The sequence below is a fragment of the Virgibacillus necropolis genome, from assembly GCF_002224365.1.
GTDB classification, from domain to species: domain Bacteria; phylum Bacillota; class Bacilli; order Bacillales; family Amphibacillaceae; genus Virgibacillus_F; species Virgibacillus_F necropolis.
On sequence record NZ_CP022437.1, the window covers coordinates 993,394 to 1,013,077 of the forward strand.

Consider the following 19,684-nt stretch of genomic DNA (forward strand, 5'->3'; position numbering starts at 1 on the left):
TTTGAGTTTATGTGGAGTACAGTGAAAGTGAGGTTAGGTGATTGAATCAACAAAGCCTAGACGAAATCGTTAAAGATGTGATTACTCAACTTCATAATAATAATGAGGGTTCTTCTAGCGGTATACCTATTGGTGTATCCGCTAGACACTGTCATTTGGACAAAATAGCGTTAGAGCGGTTATTTGGAGAAGGATACGAGCTTACCAAAAAAGCAAACTTGGGACAGCCAGGCCAGTTCGCTAGCAACGAGACTGTCACCATAGTTGGGCCAAAGGGAAGCATTGAAAAAGTAAGGATTTTGGGTCCGTTGAGGAAGTCATCGCAGGTTGAGGTAAGTCAAACTGATGCCTTTAAGTTAGGATTAAAACCTCCTATACGCGACTCAGGCAACTTAAGTAACTCTTCGCCCATAACTATCGTAGGGCCAAAAGGAAGTATATTCCTTCATGAGGGTTTGATTATAGCTCAAGCACATATACACATGAGCCCTGAGAATGCAGAACACTATGGTGTACAAAATGGTGAACATGTAAGGGTTAAGGTTGGTAATGAAAGAAGACCCATACAGTTCGAGAAAGTTCTTATCCGTGTATCCAAGAAGTATAAGTTGGAAATGCATATCGATACTGATGAAGCAAATGCCGGGATCGTAAAAACAGGCAATTATGGCGAATTATTAAAAGCTGGTAGTTCTTATGATTGACAAAAAAGTAATCGAAGAGATTGTAGTAAATATTTTAAAAAAAGAAGGGATTACGAGTAAGGGTGCTAAACCAACCTTACTCGTGATTTGTTCAGAGGATCCGGAAGAGAACACACTTGAAATCTTGAGACAACATTGGAGAATCACTATTCTAGATCCAGCAAACGATGAAGTTCCTTTTGGTACTAATCAAGCTGTTTTCTTAGATGTAAATCAAGATTTATTAGTGAAAGGTGCCCTAGGAATTGCTGATACGAAGGAGAGTTTATTTTTTTCTAAGTTGGTGATGCAAGAATCTAAAATCCAATTTGTACCTAGTGCAGCATTAAACTGGTTGTTACACAGTAGTGATGGGTATCCATCCAATTCAAGCTATAAAGATTTACTGAGTAATTATTGTGAAATCCTTAGGGGATTCGGTGTTTCCTTTCTAAGCATCGAAGAAATTGTACCTGAAGAGGTTCCAACAACCTTTTACGCTCAAAAGAATATTCCAAACTACGAAGGAAAATTACTTACTCAGGATGTAGTAAAGACATGGCAAAAAAAAGAAATTTATATCACAAAAAAAACAATTGTAACACCTCTCGCCAGAGATGTAGCAAGAGAATTAAAAATAGAAATTCACAAGAGTGAGTCATAGGAGGGACAACCAATGATAGTAGGAGAAGTGGTTGGTAATATATGGGCGACACGCAAAGAAGAAGGACTAACCGGGCTAAAGTTCCTAGTAGTTCAACCTGACTCTTCCTTCTCGTCATTTAGTCCATCAACATTTGTCGCAGTTGATCGGATTGGAGCGGGTGTAGGTGACAAAGTCATGGTTACTAATGGAAGTTCAGCATCCCGCATTGATAACGTTCAACTGCCTATTGACTCACTAATCATTGGTATCGTTGATTCCGTAGAGGTAGAAAGGGGTGAAGGAAATGGCTAAAGCATTGGGAATGATTGAAACAAGGGGGCTCATTGGTTCTATTGAGGCTGCTGACGTAATGGTAAAAGCTGCAAATGTAAATCTTGTTAAACAAGAAAAAATTGATGCTGCTTTGGTAACAATTCTAGTCGAGGGTGATGTAAGTGCTGTTCAAGCTGCTGTTGAAGCGGGTAGAGATGCAGCTCAAAGAGTGGGAGAGCTTGTTGCTCACTACGTAATTCCACATCCAGATGATCAAACTAGGGAAGTCCTTATGAAAGAGGATAGTCCTGAGCAAACAAAGGAAAGAAAAATTACAAAACCCCGAACAGCTAAAAAAAGTAAGCAGAAGTCTGAAACTGATAGCAAACAAAAACCAACCTTTAAAAATTCCTCATCATTTGAGGACGTTCCAAAGGATGAAACTAATAAAGAGTCAACATAAGTAATGTAGTGGAGGTAAAATCATGTCATTTGAGCGAAAAAAGTTTGCGGTCATCGGGGCCGGGTTTACCGGAACAACAACCGCCTTAATGATTGCGCAAAAAGAACTTGGTGATGTAGTTTTGGTGGATACCCCATCCATGAAAAATCCAACCAAAGGAAAAGCGCTGGATATGCTAGAGGCAAGTCCAGTCCAAAAATTTGATTCAAGTATTACCGGGACGTCTGATTATAAAGATATTCAAGATGCAGATATGGTCATAATTACGGCTGGAATTCCTAGAAAGCCAGGAATGAGTCGTGACGATTTGGTCGTAACCAATGCCAAGATTATTAAAGAAGTATCTGAAAATATTGTCCGGTATGCCCCAGATAGTTATATTTTAGTATTAAGTAACCCAGTGGATGCGATGACATATGTATGCTATAAAGAAACCGGGTTCCCCAAAAATCGTGTGATTGGCCAATCAGGAGTCCTAGATACTGCCCGATTTAATACATTTGTTTCCCAAGAATTAGGAGTATCAGTAGAGGATGTTTCTGGGTTTGTATTGGGGGGGCATGGGGATAGCATGGTTCCATTAGTTCGCTATTCACATGCCGGTGGAATTCCATTGGAAAAACTATTATCGGAAGAGCAAATCGGTTCTATTGTTGAAAGAACCCGTAAAGGCGGGGGAGAGATCGTTAACTTACTAGGACAAGGCAGTGCATATTATGCCCCGGCGGCTTCCCTGGTCCAAATGGCTGAGGCGATTGTCAAAGACAAAAATAGAATTCTACCTTCTGTAGCATATCTTGAGGGTGAATATGGTTATGAAAATATATATTTAGGCGTTCCAACTATACTTGGAGGAAACGGTATCGAAAGCATTATCGAAATTCCTCTAACATCTAAAGAACAAAAAGCCCTTGATGATTCGGCTAATGCAGTTAAAGATGTCTTGACACTAGTATGAATTATATAGAGTTAACCAAAGGCTGCCGACTTTTTCTCGGTAGCCTTTGGTTTTCTTTTAATAAGGAGATCGAAAGAATAAATACTTAAATTTCTAGTAAAAGAAGTAGATCCATTGTTTATAATATGGAAGAGTCCACCCAATAATCCAGTAGCGTCTATTTATACCACTGCCTAACTTTTTCATCTGATGGCAAGAGATATGTTAAAATCCCAAGCAACGGAAGTAATGAGATAGCGATCATGGTAGTCGTCAAACCAAACAAATCAATCAGTGATCCGAGGGCAACTGAACCGATGGCACCCATGCCAAATGCTAATCCAACAATAAGACCTGACATCGTGCCAATTTTCCCAGGGACGAGCTCCTGTGCATAAACAACGCTTACCGAGAAGCTGGACATCAGCAAAAAGCCAATTGATGCTAACAAAATAATCGAACTAACTGGTCCGATATGAGGTAAAACTAAAGCAAGTGGGGCAGGTGCTAGCAATGAAATTAGAATGACATTTTTTTTGCCAAAACGATCTGCTAACGGGCCACCGAAGAACGTGCCAACCGCTCCCATAAATAAGAAGGTAAAAACATATATTTGCGACTTTGCTATTGTTAGCCCATAATTCTCAATCGCATAGAACGCATAAAAATTAGAAATAGCTGCTGCATACCATGAACGAGCAAATACTAGGAATACGAGAACAATTAGCGCATTTTTAATGGATCTTGACATTTTCTTGTCTGGCTTCCTTGCCGTGTGCCTTATATTATTATTGGAAAATGCCTTCATTTGAGCAGCATACCATTTTGAAATATGTATGAGAAAAAATACGGCAAGGGCTGCAATCAAGGTAAACCAAATTGCCCCAAACTGTCCCAATGGAACGAGAACTAAGGCGGTAATTAATGGTGCAAGCGCTTGACCTGAGTTCCCTCCAACCTGGTATATTGACTGGGCAAGCCCTCTTCGTGTACCTGCAGCAAGATAGGCCACGCGTGAACCTTCCGGGTGAAAAATAGCTGAACCCAATCCAATAAATAATACACTGATGAGGATTGTCAAAAAATTGGGTGCCAGTGCAAGGCCAAGCATACCGAACATGCTGCTTGTGAGGCCAAGTGGCAGAGCATAGGGCATTGGACGTTTATCTGTGTATATGCCGATTAAGGGCTGCATGACAGATGAGACCATATTTAATGTGAAGGTAATTAACCCAAGCTGGGTAAAGGTTAGCCCGAATGATTTTTCCAAAATAGGAAACATAGCAGGAATAACAGCTTGTAAGGAATCATTTAGTAAATGACACAATCCAATGATAAATAAAATAGGATAAACTGTTTGACTGGTAGTCGGTGGTTTTGATTTATTGTTCGTCTTCTGCATGGGTCTTTCCTTTCTCTGCCTGGTTAAAAGTGTTACTGAAATTGATAGCCTTATCAGTTTCTGCATTACCGGTATTCACTATATTGAATTTTTTCCTAATTCTATTCCATATAAATCATATCATTAATGGCAAGAGAATCAATTTACTATTTTTATTAAACGTGAAGTTGCTTCATTAAGGTAGTGAAGATCGAAATGAGGTTGAGAAGAAAGGGAAGAGAGTTTTAAAAAGGTATTATTACATTCACCCACCTGTAAATAAAGCCTCCAAACCAGTTTGGAGGCTTTATTGTTAAATCACTTTAATTTAGTCTCAAATATTGAATCTAGTTTCTTGTATTCATTGTGGATGTTTAGGTTATCAATTGCGTGATCAAAGTGGTTCCTAAGGCAATTTTTTAATTGTGAAAGATTTTTTTGTTTAAATAAGTCAATTATTTCAAGGTGTTCTTTGTAACCATAGGGTTGCTGTGAAGAATCTTCAAAATAGACATCGAATAGTAGTAGATAAATAGAGGTTTGCTTAATAAGCTTCTCGATAAACTCAGTCAAAAACTTATTTTCACATTTCTTAGAGAAAATCATATGAAAATCTTTGTTGGCATCTAGATATCTGACTATATCTTTATTATCTAAAGCAGCTTTTTCTTTTATAACTATAGATTTCATTTCAATGTAGTCATCCTCGGTTAAGTTGTTCATCGAACGCTCAGCTGCCATGATTTCTAAACTTTTTCGTAGTTCATAGGCTTGCAAAATCTCCTCCTTAGATGGATTTGTAACAAAGGCACCCTTGTTAGGGACGATATCTACTAAACCTTCACCAGCTAATAAATTTATTGCACTTCTAATTGGTGTTCTACTTACATTTAGTGTTTCAGAAATAGTATTTTCAACTAGTTGTTTACCGGGTGCAAGCTTTCTTGTTAAAATGGCCTCTTTTAATTGAGAATATATATATTGCTTCATGGACTCTTTCTTTTCTATTTTAATTCCTCCTAATAAATCAAGTATTTTAGTGACAATTGGTATTTTCCTAATATTCACTACATATAAATTGTACTACAATGTTGAACAACAAAACAAACCATTTTTTATTCTAAGGAAGGAGAATACAACTTAAAATGAATCCGCTTACAAATAATATGATGGAGGGTGGAAAAAATGAAACGTTTTTATCAAATAGCCGTTATTTTGCTCGTAGTGTTAGTAATTACAGCCTGTAATAATAGTTCAGAACCTAGTGGGGATAAAAAGGAAAGTGTTCTTAATAAAGTAGAAGAGTCAGGAGTATTGCGGGTAGGATTTGAAGGAACATATCAACCCTTTAATTATTTAGATGATAACAATGAATACGTTGGATTTGATGTTGATATAGCCAATGAATTAGCAAACAGGCTTGGTGTTGAGGCAGAATTTATCGCTACTAAGTGGGATAGTCTTATTGGGGGGCTTAAAGCAGATAAATTTGACGTCGTTATTGGACAAATGACAGTTACAGAGGAGAGAAAAGAAAGTGTTGATTTTACAGATCCATATGTAGTAACAGGTTCGGTTTTAATAACAAGAGAAGATACAACTGATATAACCAAATTAGAGGATATAAAAGGAAAAAAAGTAGGGGTAGGGGGAGGAACAACTTTCGAAGAGGTGGCTAACAGTGTTGATGGCGCAGAAGTTGTCTTGTATAAAGCTGTTACCGACTACATTCAGGATTTAGTTAATGGAAGGCTGGATGTGATCATTAACGATCAATTGTTAATGAGCTACAACATAAAGGAAGAGGGACTTCCAATCAGAATAGCAAGCGATATTGTTAACAAAGATGAGATAGGTATGGCTGTTAAGAAAAACAGCCCCGAATTTGTTGCTAAACTAAACGAGGAATTAGCTGGAATGATTGAAGATGGCACGTACGCTGAAATTTACAAAAAGTGGTTTGATTCGGAACCGCTAGTAAAATAACGATAAGGGGGAGGCGAAACAATGGAAGTTGTTGTGTTGGGTACTGGAATGATTGGTACAACTGTTGTTCGAGAACTTGTTAAGTATAAAAATATAAAAAAAGTAACTGCGGTTGATGGTTTTAGTGAAAATATTAATAAATGTCTGGCTGTTACAGATAATGCTAAAGTTGTTGGCAAAGTAGCTGATTTACGGACGGGAGAAGCTATTTATGAGGTATTAAAAGATGCCGATGTTGCAATTGCGTGTTTGCCCCATTCATTAAGCTTACCTGCCGTTAATGCAGCGATTTCTGCTAAATGTAACTTAGTAGATTTAGTTGGGTCCAAATATGAAGAAAAGAAGGAATTGGACGGTCTTGCAAAAGAAGCGGGAATTATTGTTATACCGGGTTGTGGGGTAGCGCCTGGGATAACGAATTTTTTAGCAGCGCAAGGAATTGAAATGTTAGATGAGACGGATGAGGCAGTAATGATTTGTGGAGGAATACCGAGGCACCCGCTACCTCCATTGTGGTACCAAGTAGTTTTTCGTTTGGAAAGTGTGATGGGCTTATACACTAGACCAGCGAAAGCGGTTGAAAATGGTGAACTTATCAACTTACCGGCATTGTCGGGCCTTGAAACGATGAACTTCCCTAATTTAGTTGGAGAATGTGAAGCAGTAATAACTGATGCGCATAGCACTGCATATACACTTAAGGATAAGGTGAAAAGACTTTATGAGAAAACAGTCAGATATTCAGGTCATTGGAGCAAAATGTCTGTTCTTGCTGAGCTTGGATTTTTTGAAGAAGAGTCCATTGAGGTTGATGGAAATTTAATAAGTCCAAGAAAGTTAACGGAAAAAGTATTAGAACCAAAGCTACGTGGTAACTCAATTGAGGATATTACTGTTTTACGTGTAGTAGCTAAAGGTAAAAAGAATGGAGAGAACACAACGCACACTTGGGAAATGATTGATTATTACGATCATGAACGTAAGATCACTTCTATGGCTAAAACAACTGCAATTCCAGCTATGTTGTTGGCAACTTGGATTTTAGATAAAAAAGTTACGGAAACTGGAGTTGTTCCAGTTGAAAACATCATTGTTGGTGATCGGTTTACTCCTTTCATTGAAGAATTAAGTGAAAATGGTGTTGAAATTAAATACAAAATGGAATCGAGTTAACGTACTGCCAAATTAAATTAATACTCATATAGAAAACTTGGATGGAGGGGTACTTCATGGATTTCTCATTAATTTTTGACTATTTACCACCATTATTAAATGCTACGTTAGTAACAATTATGTTAGCTGTAGTGTCAGTAATTTTTGCACTAATATTGGGATTCTTCTCAGCACTAGCAAGAATATCAAAAATGAAAATATTAAGGGCCATTGCATCCGTATATATTTCAATTTTTCGTGGGACCCCTCTTTTGGTTCAAATATTTGTGATTTACTATGGTTTGCCACAGATAGATATTGCAATGAATCCTATATCATCAAGTATTTTAGCGTTAAGTTTAAATGCAGGTTCCTATTTGTCTGAGTCTTTTCGTGCTGCTATATTAGCTGTTGACAAGGGGCAGATGGAAGCGGCCGTTTCTATGGGGATGACTTATGGTCAAGCAATGAGACGTGTGATTTTGCCGCAAAGCATTCGTATAGCTATCCCGACACTGTCAAATACGTACATAATTTTAATCAAAGATACTTCGTTAGTATCTGTCATTACAGTAACCGAGCTCTTACAAATGTCTACGTTAATAATTGCTAAAACATTTGAACCTTTGACAATTTATTTAATTGCAGCCGCAATCTACTGGGTTGTTATTACATTTTTCACTGTAGTATTGGATCGTTTTGAGAAGAGAACATCCAGACATGTTGTATAAGAAATTGCTTACTCTTAAGAAGTCGAATGCCAGGGGGTAAAAGATATGGAGATAGTAAGTGTTCAAAACATAAAAAAGTCTTTCGATAACAATATTGTGCTGCAGGATATTAACCTAACTGTGAATAAAAGCGAAGTTGTAGTAATCATGGGGCCGAGTGGATCTGGCAAATCGACGTTGCTTCGATGTATAACGTTTTTAGAAGAGCCTGACACGGGAATTATAAAATTAGGTGAAAACGAGGTAATAGCCGGATTTAAACCAAATAAAAAAAGAAAATCTTCTATTAGAGAACTGCGCCAGAATACAGGATTTGTGTTTCAACAGTTTAATTTATTTCCTCATAAAACTGCCCTAGAAAATGTGATGGAAGGGCCAATTGTAATTAAAAAAATGGATCGTCAAGAAGCTAAAGAAAAAGCTAAGGTACTATTAAATAAAGTTGGTTTAGGAGATAGGATGGACCATTACCCAGCTAAACTCTCAGGTGGCCAACAACAAAGGGTTGCTATAGCCAGGGCACTTTCTATGGAACCGATGGTAATGCTTTATGACGAGCCCACCTCAGCATTAGATCCAGAATTAGTACGGGAGGTTCTTTTAGTAATGAAAGAACTGGCTAAAGAAGGAATGACGATGGTTGTTGTAACGCATGAAATGGGATTTGCCAAGGATGTAGCTGACCGTGTTATTTTTATGGATGATGGTATGATAGTGGAGGAAGGTAGTTCGGATCAGATATTCAATAGGCCTAGAGAGGAAAGAACTAAAAGGTTTCTTAGGGATGTAAGTGAAGAATCGGATAGATAGGGAAGCTTTGGCAGTATGTCGAAATCTACACCGTCGATATACTTTTTCTTTTGTGTTTAAAGAGGAAATCAAAAAACACGAGTATTTATAAATAAGGTACAGGAAGTCTGTTTTAATTCAGTAACAAATTCATTTCATTTTATTCACATCAAAAAAGAAAATAAATCGTTACGGAACCTTACATATGAGAGAAGGAAATCAGGTTTTCTTTGGCCAACGAACCTATTCTGGTTAGTACTAGCAAATGAAGCTGATGTTTTATTGTTAATCCTAGTTATTTAAAAAATTGATCAAAATGAGTAATTGAACTCGATTTTGATCAATTTTATTTAAGTAATCCTAAGCTAATCCTTGGTGTTAATTTAAAATTTGAACTTGTAAATCTCTTACACCGAACTGTAATGCATCATCTAAATCGTTCATATATACATCCAACCGTCCCTTTGTAATTGCACTTCCGCGATCTTGGCAACTAAATGTTTCATCAAAATAAGGGATATGTACTTTTGTCCCAAAAGGAATTGAAGATGGACAAGCGATTGTTTGCCCTTCCTTTACATGGGCACCCGATGCGGTAACACCGTACGCCGGATCTCCAGGGTTTTTTCCAGTTGATTCATATCCCGCGGTATAGGCAGTGACTGTGAAGGTTTTTCCGTTTGCGTCGGGAATCGTTATAATCTGTCCAGGAAAGATGACATCCGGATTAGATATGGAAGAATTGGACGCGAGTAACGAGTTGAGACTTACGTTATGAGACTTTGATATTGTTGATAACACATCCCCTGATTGAACTGTATACTTCCCACTTGCGTAAGTTGTATTGGCAAACAGAAATAGTCCAAGGGTGAACAGAATTGCTAGTTTAAGATATTTGATAATAAGACCTCCAATGTAATTTCTTTTACAATAAGGGTTTCGATAATTAATCTAGCTTTCTAGGGATTGTAATAGAATTGAAAGTATTGTGTAATAATTAGTAAAATAATTGAATTCGCTTAAAGTGATAGTTCCGTTTATAGGGAGGGGACTGTATGGCACGGTTTTGTGCTGGTAGTCCTTTTGTTTTTTTTACCCCTTAAATATAAATCATTTATTATTGTTCGTTCACTGGTGTAATAGTCTGTAGCTAATTCACTTGTTTTGGTGTAAGAATTGACATTTGCATAGGTAATGCAACATGTAAGGAATCGGAAAAATTTCAAAGACAGTTTTGAAAGGCTTTTTTTCGACCTTAGATACAACTGGATGTATTATTACATAATTGTAAACATGTCAGTAAAGGAAATTGCAGAACTGCAGGGCACTACGCGGTTAATAGCCAAGGGAAACGAAACGAGTGAGGAAGAAGTTAAGGGATGCAGGGCTTAAGGAAATAGTGGAGAGGTTGGATGATGATTAATTTTAACCCTCTTGCATTATATTTATTGTTTTAAAGGTGATTGAATAAATGAAATACTAAAAGGTCTTTGTTCATTTCATTAGAACAAAGACCTCGCTTGATTTAACGTAGTGTTATTTATTCTGCCAAACTCGCCAAGGTTTCATAAAGAACAGACGCACCTTTTTCAATATCTGTCCATAAGGTATCTTCTTCCTCACAATGACTTTTCCCGTTTACAGTTGGAACGAATATCATGGCAGTTTCTGCTATATTGTTCATATACATTGCATCGTGTCCAGCACCACTACTCATAAGCCTGTAAGAAAGATTTTGCCCTTTACAAACTTCCTCAATAGTCGCTACAATGCGATTTGAAAAAATTACTGGGGAGTGGGTTCGGATTTCATTAATGGAATAAGTTAATGAATCTTCGTTAACGATTTTTTCAATGATTTCTTTCACTTCCTTAACACATTGTTCAAATTGATCTTCTCTTGGACAACGAATATCAATCGTGAAGGATGTCTCGCCAGGTACAGCATTAATGATGTCGGGGTTTGTTTGAATCTTTCCAATGGTTGCGACGATGCCTTCTGGTTCGTTTTTTGCCCAATCAGATATTTTCTTAATTGCTATAGCAGCAGTAACAAGGGAGTCTTTACGATGTGACATAGGTGTTGTGCCAGAATGATTTGACTCTCCGGTAATTGTTACTTCCATCCATGAAAAGCCAGCAATTCCCTCTACTACACCAATTGTTTGCTGGCTTGTTTCTAAAACCGGTCCTTGCTCAATATGCATTTCAATAAAGGTCCCTACATTGTCCAATCGATTTTTCTCGTCACCTACGAAGTTTATTTTTTTTAATTCATCTTCAAAACGAAATCCTTCATCATCCGTACGATTATAGATATATTCACGAGAAAATTCACCAGTAACCGCACCGCTTCCCAACATTTGTGGTGTGAATCTAGCACCTTCTTCGTTCGTAAAAGAAACAATTTCAATTGGATGACGATGTTTTATTCCTTTTTCCAACATAGATTCAACTGCCTCTAACGCACCTAATACGCCTAAAACTCCATCAAACTTGCCGCCTTTTGGCACAGAATCAATATGTGATCCAGACATAATTACAGAGGCATTAGGATCTGTACCTTCACTTCTACCATAGATATTTCCAAAATCATCATAGCGAACAGCTAGTCCTAAATCTTTCATCCATTGGATTAATAAGAGCCGTCCTCTTCGTTCCTCTTCTGAAAGAGCAAGTCTTGTTACACCATTATTATTGGTTTTTCCAATCTCCGCCATTTCCAGCATACGTGACTTTAATCTATCGATATTAATCATCTTTTAATTCCCCACTTTTTCATAGACGGGTTTACCGTTAATAAAGGTAGCAATAATCTCAATATCTTTAATTTCCATCGGATCAATACTTGTTGGATCTGAATCCAAAACGGCAAAGTCTGCCAGCTTTCCAACTTCAATACTACCAACATTCTTTTCATCAGAATTTAACTTAGCTCCATCAATCGTCATCGTTTTCAATGCCTTCTCTACACTAATGCATTGATCTTCTCCTAAAACTTCACCCTCCATTGTTCGGCGATTTACGGCTGCCCAAATGGAAAATAAAGGAGATATAGGTGTGATTGGACAGTCTGAGTGTAACGTATAAAGTATATCTCGTTCTGAAGCATCAGCTAATGGATTAATTCTTTTGGCTCTATCAGGTCCTAAGAAAATATTTTTGTGCCTATCACCCCAGTAGTAAACATGGTTGATGAAAAATGAGCCTACAACACCTAGTTCACGCATTCTATCTAAGTCATTTGATGTAGCTGTTTGTATATGTTCAATGCGGTGAAGGTGATCTGCACGTGGTTCAGCTGCTAAAGCATATTCATACGCATCCAAAATAGAACCAATAGCCCGGTCCCCGTTACCGTGTATAGCAATACGAAATCCTCGTTTGTGTAAATCTAAAACTTCATTATTAAATTCTTCCTGTTTTCGGGAGAGTTCACCATAATAACTAGAATCGCAATGATAGGGCTCCCTAAGTGCTGCTGTCATTCCTTGAATGGAACCATCCTGGAATAGTTTAGCACTATCTAATGTAGCGCGATTATTGGATCGTTTTTTAATTTCTTCGTCAAGCTGTTTAGCTGAATAGTCCTTAAAAGGTCCTTTTTCACCTAATAGATGATGAAGAACTAATAAGCGCATACGAAGCGGATTAGTTCCTTTTTCAAGCGCAAGCAAATGTGCATCGAATTCAGCTATTCCAAGATCAAGTCCCACGCCAGCATCTGAATTTGTGGTGATTCCCTGTGCCAGGTAATCCTTGGATGCTTCCCCAATTAGATTAGCCATTTCCTCTATAGACGGTGTAGGAATGGCGGCTTGTACAGGTGCTAATGCTGATAACTCATGTAATACACCATTTAATTGTCCGTGTTCATCACGACCAAAGCGACCACCCTCTGGATCTTGAATGGTTTCGTCAAGACCGGCCTTTTCCAATGCTAGTGAATTTGCAGCACCAAAATGTACGGAAATATGGCGCAAGAGAACAGGGTTGTTAGGTGCTACTGTATCCAATTCTTCGCGGGTAGGATGCCTTTTTTCCTCCAAAAGCGTGTTATCGTATCCCCAACCCATCACCCATTCCCCGTCAGGAGTTTCATCAGCTAGTTCTTTCACTCTTGCCAATATGTCTGAAATAGTTCGATTTGGTGGCGTACTACAATTGGCTTGTGTACGAAATTGTGAATACATTAATAGATGGTTATGTGTATCAATAAAACCTGGTAGTAGCGTAGCACCTTTTAGATTAACCACCTCAGTTGTTGAGGTGGTATTCACTTCACCCTGTGGAGGTTCTGGTAAAGTCCAAATGTTACGAATACGTCCATTTGATACAGCTACAGAACCCGCGCGTGTGTTTTGTTCATCAAGGGTTAATATAGTTGCATTTGTAATAAGTAAATCAATTGTATTCATAAAAATTCTCCTTTTAAGTCTGTACTGTGCCTTATTTATTTGCAGAATCTAAATCATCCCAATAAACGGCTCTAACTTGTTCTGTTTGATCATGCTGTGTCACTAGGCTGACTCCAATTAAACTAATAATGGACACTGCAAAACCAAATATTGTATGATCGATTCCAATTTCTAAAAATGGCCATGCTAGTGTTGCAATTAATGCTAAACTCATGCTCCACAACATCCCAGCTTTTGTAACCTTTTTCCAAAACATTACTGCTAGAAATGGAAAAACCAATACGGTTGCTGATAATCGTAGGGCCCACTGATAAGCGCTCGCGATATCAGTAACGAAGTAAGCAGCAATCAAACCCAGTACGGAGATAATAACAACCGTTAGTCGTGCTGTGAACATGAGTTGTTTATTATCTGCATTCGGTTTCATCAATCGTTGATATAGATCTCTTGTTAAGTTAGAACTGCCTTGTAAGATAAAGGAAGTAGCACCCGTCATTAGTGCGGCCAACAGACCAATGAAAACAATGCCTCCAACAGCTGGAGGTAAAAGTTCTGCAGTTACATAGGAAAACAACAGATCAGGATCCAGATCTAATGGAACATATTGGCGAGCAATAACACCGATAGAGAAAGGTAATACAGAAATAGCCCCAGCAATTACAAATCCAGTTACCCCAGCTCTTTTCGCAACTCTTTCATTTTTCGAAGCAAAGATACGTTGCCATGTTGATTGCCAAACAAGATAAAATGGACCTACAGATAAAGCATATAGCAGTATTTCACTAAACCCTTCAGGACCTAACGGACTAATTAATTCAAAAGGCGTATTGGCAATAATGTTTTCAAATCCACCAGCATAGAAAATACTAGCTACAAATAAAACAATAATCCCAATAATTACGATGATGGATTGTAAAGCATCCGTTATAATCGTTGCTGGTAACCCACCTAAAACAGTAAAGCCTAATATCAGTGCAAAAGACAAGGCAATTGCTATATTTGTTTCAATTCCCAAAGTGATATTAAAAATAGTAGACATTCCAACCATCTGTAAAGCAAGAGTTGGGACAGAATAAACAAATGCGGAGAGAATGGAAGGTATAATACCAGATTTTCCACCAAATCTTTCACCAAATAAGTCAGCTAATGTATAAAGTCTTTGCCTTCTCAATGGCCCAGCAAACGCAACGATTAATAAAAGACAAAACAGAATGCCTGGTAGTGCAAACTTAAAAAATCCAGAAAGTCCTACTGTAAAGCCCATTCCTACCCAGCCAATGAAAACTGCAGCACCACACCAAGTACTGACTATTGTACCTACAATCGGCCAGAAACCTGTATTCCAACCCCCGATTAAGTAATCATCATAGGTTTTTATTTTGAAAAAATAGTAGAAACCCATTGCAAACATTAAAATAAAATAAATAATTATGTAACTTAAATACCATGCCATGTTATAAAAAATCCTCTCGGTTATGTATGTTTATGTTTTGGTTTATCACCATAGGTAGAATTATAGAAAGTAAATATGGTGATTTACAGGATAAGCCATTCTTTGTAATTGATGGAATAATGGACTCGGCCAGTTGGGTGTTTAAAGCCTATGTGTTTTTGCGATTCTTGTGTTCACTCCTTTGTAAGTACGATCAAAAAGGCGATGTGTATAAAAAACCAACTATATAAATTAAACCATTTATATTTTGATATATCAATTATTTCAGAAATCACGATCATTGGAATGATTTATAACAGTTATGGGGAAGTTTGATAAGTTCTGTTTGGATGCTTGGATTGAATGTACGGATGGGTTTTTATGGTTCTGGGTGTCGACGACTATAGGGGAACGAGTGTGTTTTCTATATTGTTTGGTGGAGATGGGCTTCCAAACAAGCCACCTTTTGCGATATTTAGAGCGATAATAGTAATAGGATCATTGAACAATTCTGACGTGCTGGAATGAAGTTCGAGAATAAAAAGAACCCCCCCTCCGACATGGAGAGTATTCTGGAATAGTTGGGGAACGAAACGAAAAATTAAAGGTTAATATTAAAAACAAAGAAAGACAGCCATGTAAGTTGGGCTGTCTTTTTTCTTTGTTTAAGAATAAGAATAAATTAAGTACACAAAGCTATAAGTATGTCACTGAAAGGGATGAAAAAACTAGATATTGGTGAAGGTGATTCTTAGTTATGGAAACAGCTTGACGATATTGAGTGAACATTTGGCAGGAGAGTGCCTATGTAAAATGAGGTGCTTTTTTTATTTTCGTATAAGTGCTTTTCACCCGAAAGTATTCTTCCAAAACACCCCCCTTCTGCGACGCTTAAGCGATAATAATAATAGACGATTGTTTTTTTAAAAAGCCCGGGCTTTGGGCAGGAGTTACAAATGGTTCCAATTGGCGAAGAAACATGGGGATAACTAATTGTGTCTAATTTCTTGGAATAGATCCATTTTACTTTTCTTCTTCATCCTCATCATCCACGTTTTCCTCTTTTTTATTACTCTCATTATCCTGAAAATCTTCTAAGAATTTCTTGGAACAAACAAATGTTCTATAATGATTTTAACTACTAGGTACATTAAAATAGAGATTTATTTAACGGACTATGATGAAGAAAGAGAAAGTATTGTTTGACGAGATTGTTAAACAAAATGAGCGACGGATTCATTTTGCATTCAAAAATTAAAGCTGTCGGATTCGCAAGAATTAATAATAGGCTTTGGATGTCATTTTACGTAAAGGAGATATTGGTAGATATGATGATAGGAATGATATAAGAATGAATTTATTTGATAGTTATGAAAGGCTAATGCAGTTATTGCATGCTAATGATTAAACGATTGAATCAGAGAAATATGAAGCAATCTGGGGAGCTTGTAACAAAAAACCATATCGGTAAAGCGTATTTAATATATAAAAAACCACTGTGTTTAAGTTACCATGGCCGTTGTTTGGCGTAGTTCTTAATACGAGAAGGTGAGAGATGATGAAATATATTTATATTATTCTTAGTTCAGTTTTTATTTTAATTTTTGACTTATGGATAGAACATTCCAATCAAGCCCAATCGTTTTATGTAGACTGGTTAAAGCCATTCATAGATGAGCGTAAAATATCAATAGTCTGGTTTCTATTACTTGTAGTATTTTTTATCATTTTATTTAAGTTTTGGTTGAACAGAAAAAATGATGAAATAAATAATTTAAAAACGAAATTAGAATCTGAAATGGAAATCCTAATACATGCTAATTCGGAACTGAGTAATTATCGTTTAAAAGATAACCTTTCTAAATTGTTAAACCATTTTATAAAAAAACACCCATATGTTATAGCTGTTCAATTATATCAATTCCTAGAACAAAATTTGAATCGGAACACAACTTTTAAACTAAATTTTATTGATGGAACAGTAGTAGAAGATGTGAATATAAATGCAATTCATCAGTTATACTATAGGTCAGAAAGTAGATTCATAAATGAATTTAGAAGGGCAAAAGAACTTTTAATAGAAGAAGATGACCCAAATTTACTTTTGGACTTTGTACTAGATACATATAGTATTTTAAGTGAAAAATCTCAATCTTCAATGAAGGAGGAAGATGCTTGCCTATGTTCACTTATGGTTCTGGGACTTGAAATCCTAGAGAAGGATTACCAATTAGGAATCGAATCATTAGGAAGTCCTGAGGAGAAATTTGATTCACTTTTGGATGATTATCGAACAGGTCTTTTACGGGGCGCGTTAATGAACGATTCCTATTATACGTTTACACATACCAGAGATAATGAGAAGTTAAATAGACAGTATTTAACTAGGTTAGTTAAAGTTCGTAATGAAGAAACATTGTTCTTAATAGCTTTAGATGCAAGTATTTTAGCAGATGAAGGATACAACGCGATTATGTCTTATATAGGTGATGACTTTGAAACTCTTTTAATTGATTTGGAAAACATATATAATAGAAGTATAGAGAGGGTAGGTGATTCGAATGGGAGCTAAAAATACAAATCAGCAGACAAGTAAACAAACAGAAGTAATAAGTCGTTTACAAAGTGCAGGTATAAAAGTGTTGCCAGGAAAAAAGTCGCCCAAAAACGGAAAATATTCTGGAATAGTTGGAAGTGAAAGAAAAGAAAGGGTTTTAAATATTTAAGAAAAGGCCGAGCTTCGGTCTTTTTTTATTTTGCATAACATAGGTATACACTGGGAATACAAATAAAGAGGTGTTTTAACAGTGTGTAATAATAAAACATGTGAGGTTTTTCAACAAGAGCAGCAAAGAATAATTAAACGGTTAGAAAAAGTGGGAATTAAAGCATCTATAGGGAAAAGGGTACCTCGAGGTGGATTCTATTCAGGGATAGTAGGCAAACAAAGGAAAGTTCTAAATGTCAACATACCATGCTGTTATGGTAATTATAAAACAAATGATTAAGGTATTAGAGGTTAAGCAGTAGTGGACTCTAATCGATTTAGTCCTGTCACTTCTTGTTTAAAAAAACCACCAAATTTGTGGGTGATTTTGGTTTAATACGTTTGTGGTAGAGTCTCAAATGAGCGTGGGTGGCGCTTGTTTGGGGCTTTTTTAGTGCGGAGAAACTAAAATGGAATCTCTGCCACACGTGTATTTTTAAGGTAGGGGGAGAATACGTTGCGACGATAGTAGGATAAGAAAATTAGATATGTGTAAAGCCAATTCTTATTTATGAACAGCTTGAAGATATCGGGTGAAGGTATGGTAGGAGAGTGCCACCAAATAGGGTGCTTTATACGATTATAGTATGAACATTTTATTTTATCATTGGGTGGAGAATATGAATTATATCAAACAACTAAACGCTTTTCATTTAAAGATCGATTTGGAACCAATATCTGTAAACGGAAGGTCACTATGGTATACCCTGACAGACATCAATAATCGGCTTAGCTGGAGAGGTGCTATTTTGAACGAGCCTGTCACCCGAAACTAATCAAATAGTTCCAGATGACAGCGAACTTAAAGTGTTCGATCAATTACTTTTCTACCTCTAAAATAAACTTTATGAATCTTCTTGATATCACTAATTTCCAATCCGGGAATACCATCTGTAATCAAAAAGTTTGCATCCATACCTTTTATTAACCTACCAAACTCTTTATCTTTTCTAAGAATACTTGCAGGATTTGCAGTTATTAAGGCAAGGGTTTCGTTCTCGTCATATCCATTTTCCTTAAGGAGCTGCATGGCAGGTTGAGCAATTAACATCAACATGTCGGGTCCTTTTAATTCCTGATTTTGAAAAGGCAGCCAGTTTATACTCGGGTATGGTGGAAGATAGGCATCAGTTGCAATAGAAACAGGGACGTTTTTTTGCGTTATTTTTAAAATATTTTCTGGTGAATTTGGTTCAAGATGAGTGCCACCCATAGGGGTTGCTACAATTTTCACCCCTTGTCTTTTAACCCTATTTAACTGTTCATTAGTAATACCATGTGCATGGTGAAGAACGTCAAGATGTGCGTCTAGCGTCATCCCGATTCCATCTGCGCCGGCTACATGAGCACCGATTTGCTTGCCGGTTTGGTGATAGATTTTTACTATTTTCTTTAATTCATCGGCGGTATAAATAATTTCACCAGCTCGAGGAACTACATCCGCGGTAAAATTAGCTGGTGTCGCATTGATGAAAATATTCTCCCCGGGATAATCACTTCGCCTGGCCATTTCTTTTACCAAAAGGAAGTTTGATAGATCCGTTTGTTTCACGGGAATTGATTTCGTAACAGACGTAAAGTGTGCTAATTGTTCGAAGCCAATGGATATGCTCGTAGCTGCGAATGAAATGTCTAGTGGAACGTCTTTGATCACTTCTCGATAGTCATCAATTGAAAAGTCACACATTGGGTGGCCGCAAATCTGTTCACCAAGAGCAGTTATTCCTGATGATAAAGCGTGGAGCAGGATTGATTTTCCTGCTAGAAAATGTGTTTCTTTTGTAACGGGATATAAAGAAGTAGGTGCAAACTCTAATAAATGTGTGTGACAGTCCACTAATGATGGTGTGATTACATGATCGGAACAATCAATAACTCCCATTTCAGCGTATTTATTGTATATATTAGTCCAATCCCCAACCTCGACAATTTTTCCATCTGCAACTACTATGGATCCATCGTAAACAGTCCCCTGATCACTTATGGTTATGATTTTTTTACCACGAATTATATAAGCATTATTCATT

General features: G+C 37.0%; 18 protein-coding genes. 11 read left to right on the forward strand and 7 right to left on the reverse strand.

Annotated features, from left to right (window positions below):
• Positions 1-41 precede the first annotated feature (41 nt).
• Genes CFK40_RS04640 through mdh form a run of 5 tightly spaced genes read left to right on the forward strand, consistent with a single transcriptional unit; the run spans position 42 to position 3,023 of the window.
• Positions 42-704, forward strand: coding sequence for a phosphate propanoyltransferase (locus CFK40_RS04640; protein ID WP_089531015.1), 663 nt, complete (start codon positions 42-44; stop codon positions 702-704).
• Positions 697-1,347 carry a hypothetical protein gene (locus tag CFK40_RS04645; protein ID WP_089531016.1) on the forward strand — a complete coding sequence of 217 codons (651 nt, stop codon included), beginning with the start codon at positions 697-699 and terminating at the stop codon, positions 1,345-1,347. The genes CFK40_RS04640 and CFK40_RS04645 overlap by 8 nt, the downstream gene beginning before the upstream one ends.
• A 12-nt stretch (positions 1,348-1,359) precedes the next feature.
• Entirely contained in the window at positions 1,360-1,641 is a 282-nt protein-coding gene (locus CFK40_RS04650) for a EutN/CcmL family microcompartment protein (RefSeq protein WP_089531018.1), read from the forward strand.
• Positions 1,634-2,065: a BMC domain-containing protein gene (locus tag CFK40_RS04655; RefSeq protein WP_089531020.1), complete on the forward strand. Its 432-nt coding sequence runs from the start codon at positions 1,634-1,636 to the stop codon at positions 2,063-2,065. The genes CFK40_RS04650 and CFK40_RS04655 overlap by 8 nt, the downstream gene beginning before the upstream one ends.
• A 22-nt stretch (positions 2,066-2,087) precedes the next feature.
• Positions 2,088-3,023: a malate dehydrogenase gene (gene mdh / locus CFK40_RS04660; RefSeq protein ID WP_089531021.1), complete on the forward strand. Its 936-nt coding sequence runs from the start codon at positions 2,088-2,090 to the stop codon at positions 3,021-3,023.
• Positions 3,024-3,180: 157 nt separating this feature from the next.
• Here mdh and CFK40_RS04665 read toward each other — a convergent pair whose 3' ends face one another.
• Complete coding sequence (locus CFK40_RS04665; RefSeq protein WP_089531023.1) at positions 3,181-4,404, reverse strand: MFS transporter; 1,224 nt, start codon at positions 4,402-4,404, stop codon at positions 3,181-3,183.
• A 297-nt stretch (positions 4,405-4,701) separates the two neighbouring features.
• A complete protein-coding gene (locus CFK40_RS04670; protein ID WP_227001863.1) occupies positions 4,702-5,451 on the reverse strand; it encodes a GntR family transcriptional regulator in 750 nt (249 codons plus the stop codon).
• Positions 5,452-5,568: 117 nt separating this feature from the next.
• Here CFK40_RS04670 and CFK40_RS04675 point away from each other — a divergent pair, with 117 nt between their 5' ends.
• From CFK40_RS04675 to CFK40_RS04690, 4 genes are read left to right on the forward strand one after another with little or no spacing between them, the layout of a single operon-like run.
• A complete protein-coding gene (locus CFK40_RS04675; protein WP_089531025.1) occupies positions 5,569-6,369 on the forward strand; it encodes a transporter substrate-binding domain-containing protein in 801 nt (266 codons plus the stop codon).
• Positions 6,370-6,390: 21 nt separating this feature from the next.
• The gene (locus CFK40_RS04680) at positions 6,391-7,542 is read left to right on the forward strand and encodes a saccharopine dehydrogenase family protein (protein WP_089531027.1); all 1,152 of its coding nucleotides are present in this window, start codon (positions 6,391-6,393) and stop codon (positions 7,540-7,542) included.
• Between the two features lie 56 nt (positions 7,543-7,598).
• Entirely contained in the window at positions 7,599-8,252 is a 654-nt protein-coding gene (locus CFK40_RS04685) for an amino acid ABC transporter permease (RefSeq protein ID WP_089531029.1), read from the forward strand.
• A gap of 51 nt (positions 8,253-8,303) precedes the next feature.
• Positions 8,304-9,062 carry an amino acid ABC transporter ATP-binding protein gene (locus CFK40_RS04690; RefSeq protein WP_089534289.1) on the forward strand — a complete coding sequence of 253 codons (759 nt, stop codon included), beginning with the start codon at positions 8,304-8,306 and terminating at the stop codon, positions 9,060-9,062.
• A 357-nt stretch (positions 9,063-9,419) separates the two neighbouring features.
• On the opposite strand, the gene CFK40_RS04695 is transcribed toward CFK40_RS04690, so the two are convergent.
• The 4 genes from CFK40_RS04695 to CFK40_RS04710 all read right to left on the reverse strand — a co-directional run bounded on the left by CFK40_RS04695 (position 9,420) and on the right by CFK40_RS04710 (position 14,911).
• Entirely contained in the window at positions 9,420-9,842 is a 423-nt protein-coding gene (locus tag CFK40_RS04695) for a LysM peptidoglycan-binding domain-containing protein (RefSeq protein ID WP_264371390.1), read from the reverse strand.
• A 739-nt stretch (positions 9,843-10,581) separates the two neighbouring features.
• Positions 10,582-11,799 carry a Zn-dependent hydrolase gene (locus tag CFK40_RS04700; protein ID WP_089531032.1) on the reverse strand — a complete coding sequence of 406 codons (1,218 nt, stop codon included), beginning with the start codon at positions 11,797-11,799 and terminating at the stop codon, positions 10,582-10,584.
• Between the two features lie 3 nt (positions 11,800-11,802).
• Complete coding sequence (locus CFK40_RS04705; protein ID WP_089531034.1) at positions 11,803-13,458, reverse strand: amidohydrolase; 1,656 nt, start codon at positions 13,456-13,458, stop codon at positions 11,803-11,805.
• Between the two features lie 31 nt (positions 13,459-13,489).
• On the reverse strand, positions 13,490-14,911 hold the full coding sequence (locus CFK40_RS04710; protein ID WP_089531036.1) for a sodium:solute symporter family protein: 1,422 nt from the start codon (positions 14,909-14,911) through the stop codon (positions 13,490-13,492).
• Positions 14,912-16,445: 1,534 nt separating this feature from the next.
• Between CFK40_RS04710 and CFK40_RS04715 the strand changes: the two genes are divergently transcribed.
• Entirely contained in the window at positions 16,446-17,462 is a 1,017-nt protein-coding gene (locus CFK40_RS04715) for a hypothetical protein (RefSeq protein WP_152640099.1), read from the forward strand.
• Positions 17,452-17,616 (forward strand): hypothetical protein, encoded by a 165-nt coding sequence (locus CFK40_RS20915; RefSeq protein WP_161493829.1) that lies wholly within the window; start codon positions 17,452-17,454, stop codon positions 17,614-17,616. The genes CFK40_RS04715 and CFK40_RS20915 overlap by 11 nt, the downstream gene beginning before the upstream one ends.
• 843 nt (positions 17,617-18,459) lie before the next feature.
• On the opposite strand, the gene CFK40_RS04725 is transcribed toward CFK40_RS20915, so the two are convergent.
• A complete protein-coding gene (locus tag CFK40_RS04725; RefSeq protein ID WP_089531041.1) occupies positions 18,460-19,683 on the reverse strand; it encodes an amidohydrolase family protein in 1,224 nt (407 codons plus the stop codon).
• Position 19,684: the final 1 nt, after the last annotated feature.

What these genes read in the sequence shown, in the direction of transcription:
- CFK40_RS04680 (WP_089531027.1), top strand. Translation starts at nt 6,391, where the DNA reads ATGGAAGTTGTTGTGTTGGGTACTGGAATGATTGGTACAACTGTTGTT.
- CFK40_RS04655 (WP_089531020.1), top strand. Translation starts at nt 1,634, where the DNA reads ATGGCTAAAGCATTGGGAATGATTGAAACAAGGGGGCTCATTGGTTCT.
- CFK40_RS04700 (WP_089531032.1), bottom strand. Translation starts at nt 11,799, where the DNA reads ATGATTAATATCGATAGATTAAAGTCACGTATGCTGGAAATGGCGGAG.
- CFK40_RS20915 (WP_161493829.1), top strand. Translation starts at nt 17,452, where the DNA reads ATGGGAGCTAAAAATACAAATCAGCAGACAAGTAAACAAACAGAAGTA.
- CFK40_RS04665 (WP_089531023.1), bottom strand. Translation starts at nt 4,404, where the DNA reads ATGCAGAAGACGAACAATAAATCAAAACCACCGACTACCAGTCAAACA.
- CFK40_RS04715 (WP_152640099.1), top strand. Translation starts at nt 16,446, where the DNA reads ATGATGAAATATATTTATATTATTCTTAGTTCAGTTTTTATTTTAATT.
- CFK40_RS04710 (WP_089531036.1), bottom strand. Translation starts at nt 14,911, where the DNA reads ATGGCATGGTATTTAAGTTACATAATTATTTATTTTATTTTAATGTTT.
- mdh (WP_089531021.1), top strand. Translation starts at nt 2,088, where the DNA reads ATGTCATTTGAGCGAAAAAAGTTTGCGGTCATCGGGGCCGGGTTTACC.
- CFK40_RS04675 (WP_089531025.1), top strand. Translation starts at nt 5,569, where the DNA reads ATGAAACGTTTTTATCAAATAGCCGTTATTTTGCTCGTAGTGTTAGTA.
- CFK40_RS04650 (WP_089531018.1), top strand. Translation starts at nt 1,360, where the DNA reads ATGATAGTAGGAGAAGTGGTTGGTAATATATGGGCGACACGCAAAGAA.
- CFK40_RS04705 (WP_089531034.1), bottom strand. Translation starts at nt 13,458, where the DNA reads ATGAATACAATTGATTTACTTATTACAAATGCAACTATATTAACCCTT.
- CFK40_RS04685 (WP_089531029.1), top strand. Translation starts at nt 7,599, where the DNA reads ATGGATTTCTCATTAATTTTTGACTATTTACCACCATTATTAAATGCT.
- CFK40_RS04645 (WP_089531016.1), top strand. Translation starts at nt 697, where the DNA reads ATGATTGACAAAAAAGTAATCGAAGAGATTGTAGTAAATATTTTAAAA.
- CFK40_RS04725 (WP_089531041.1), bottom strand. Translation starts at nt 19,683, where the DNA reads ATGAATAATGCTTATATAATTCGTGGTAAAAAAATCATAACCATAAGT.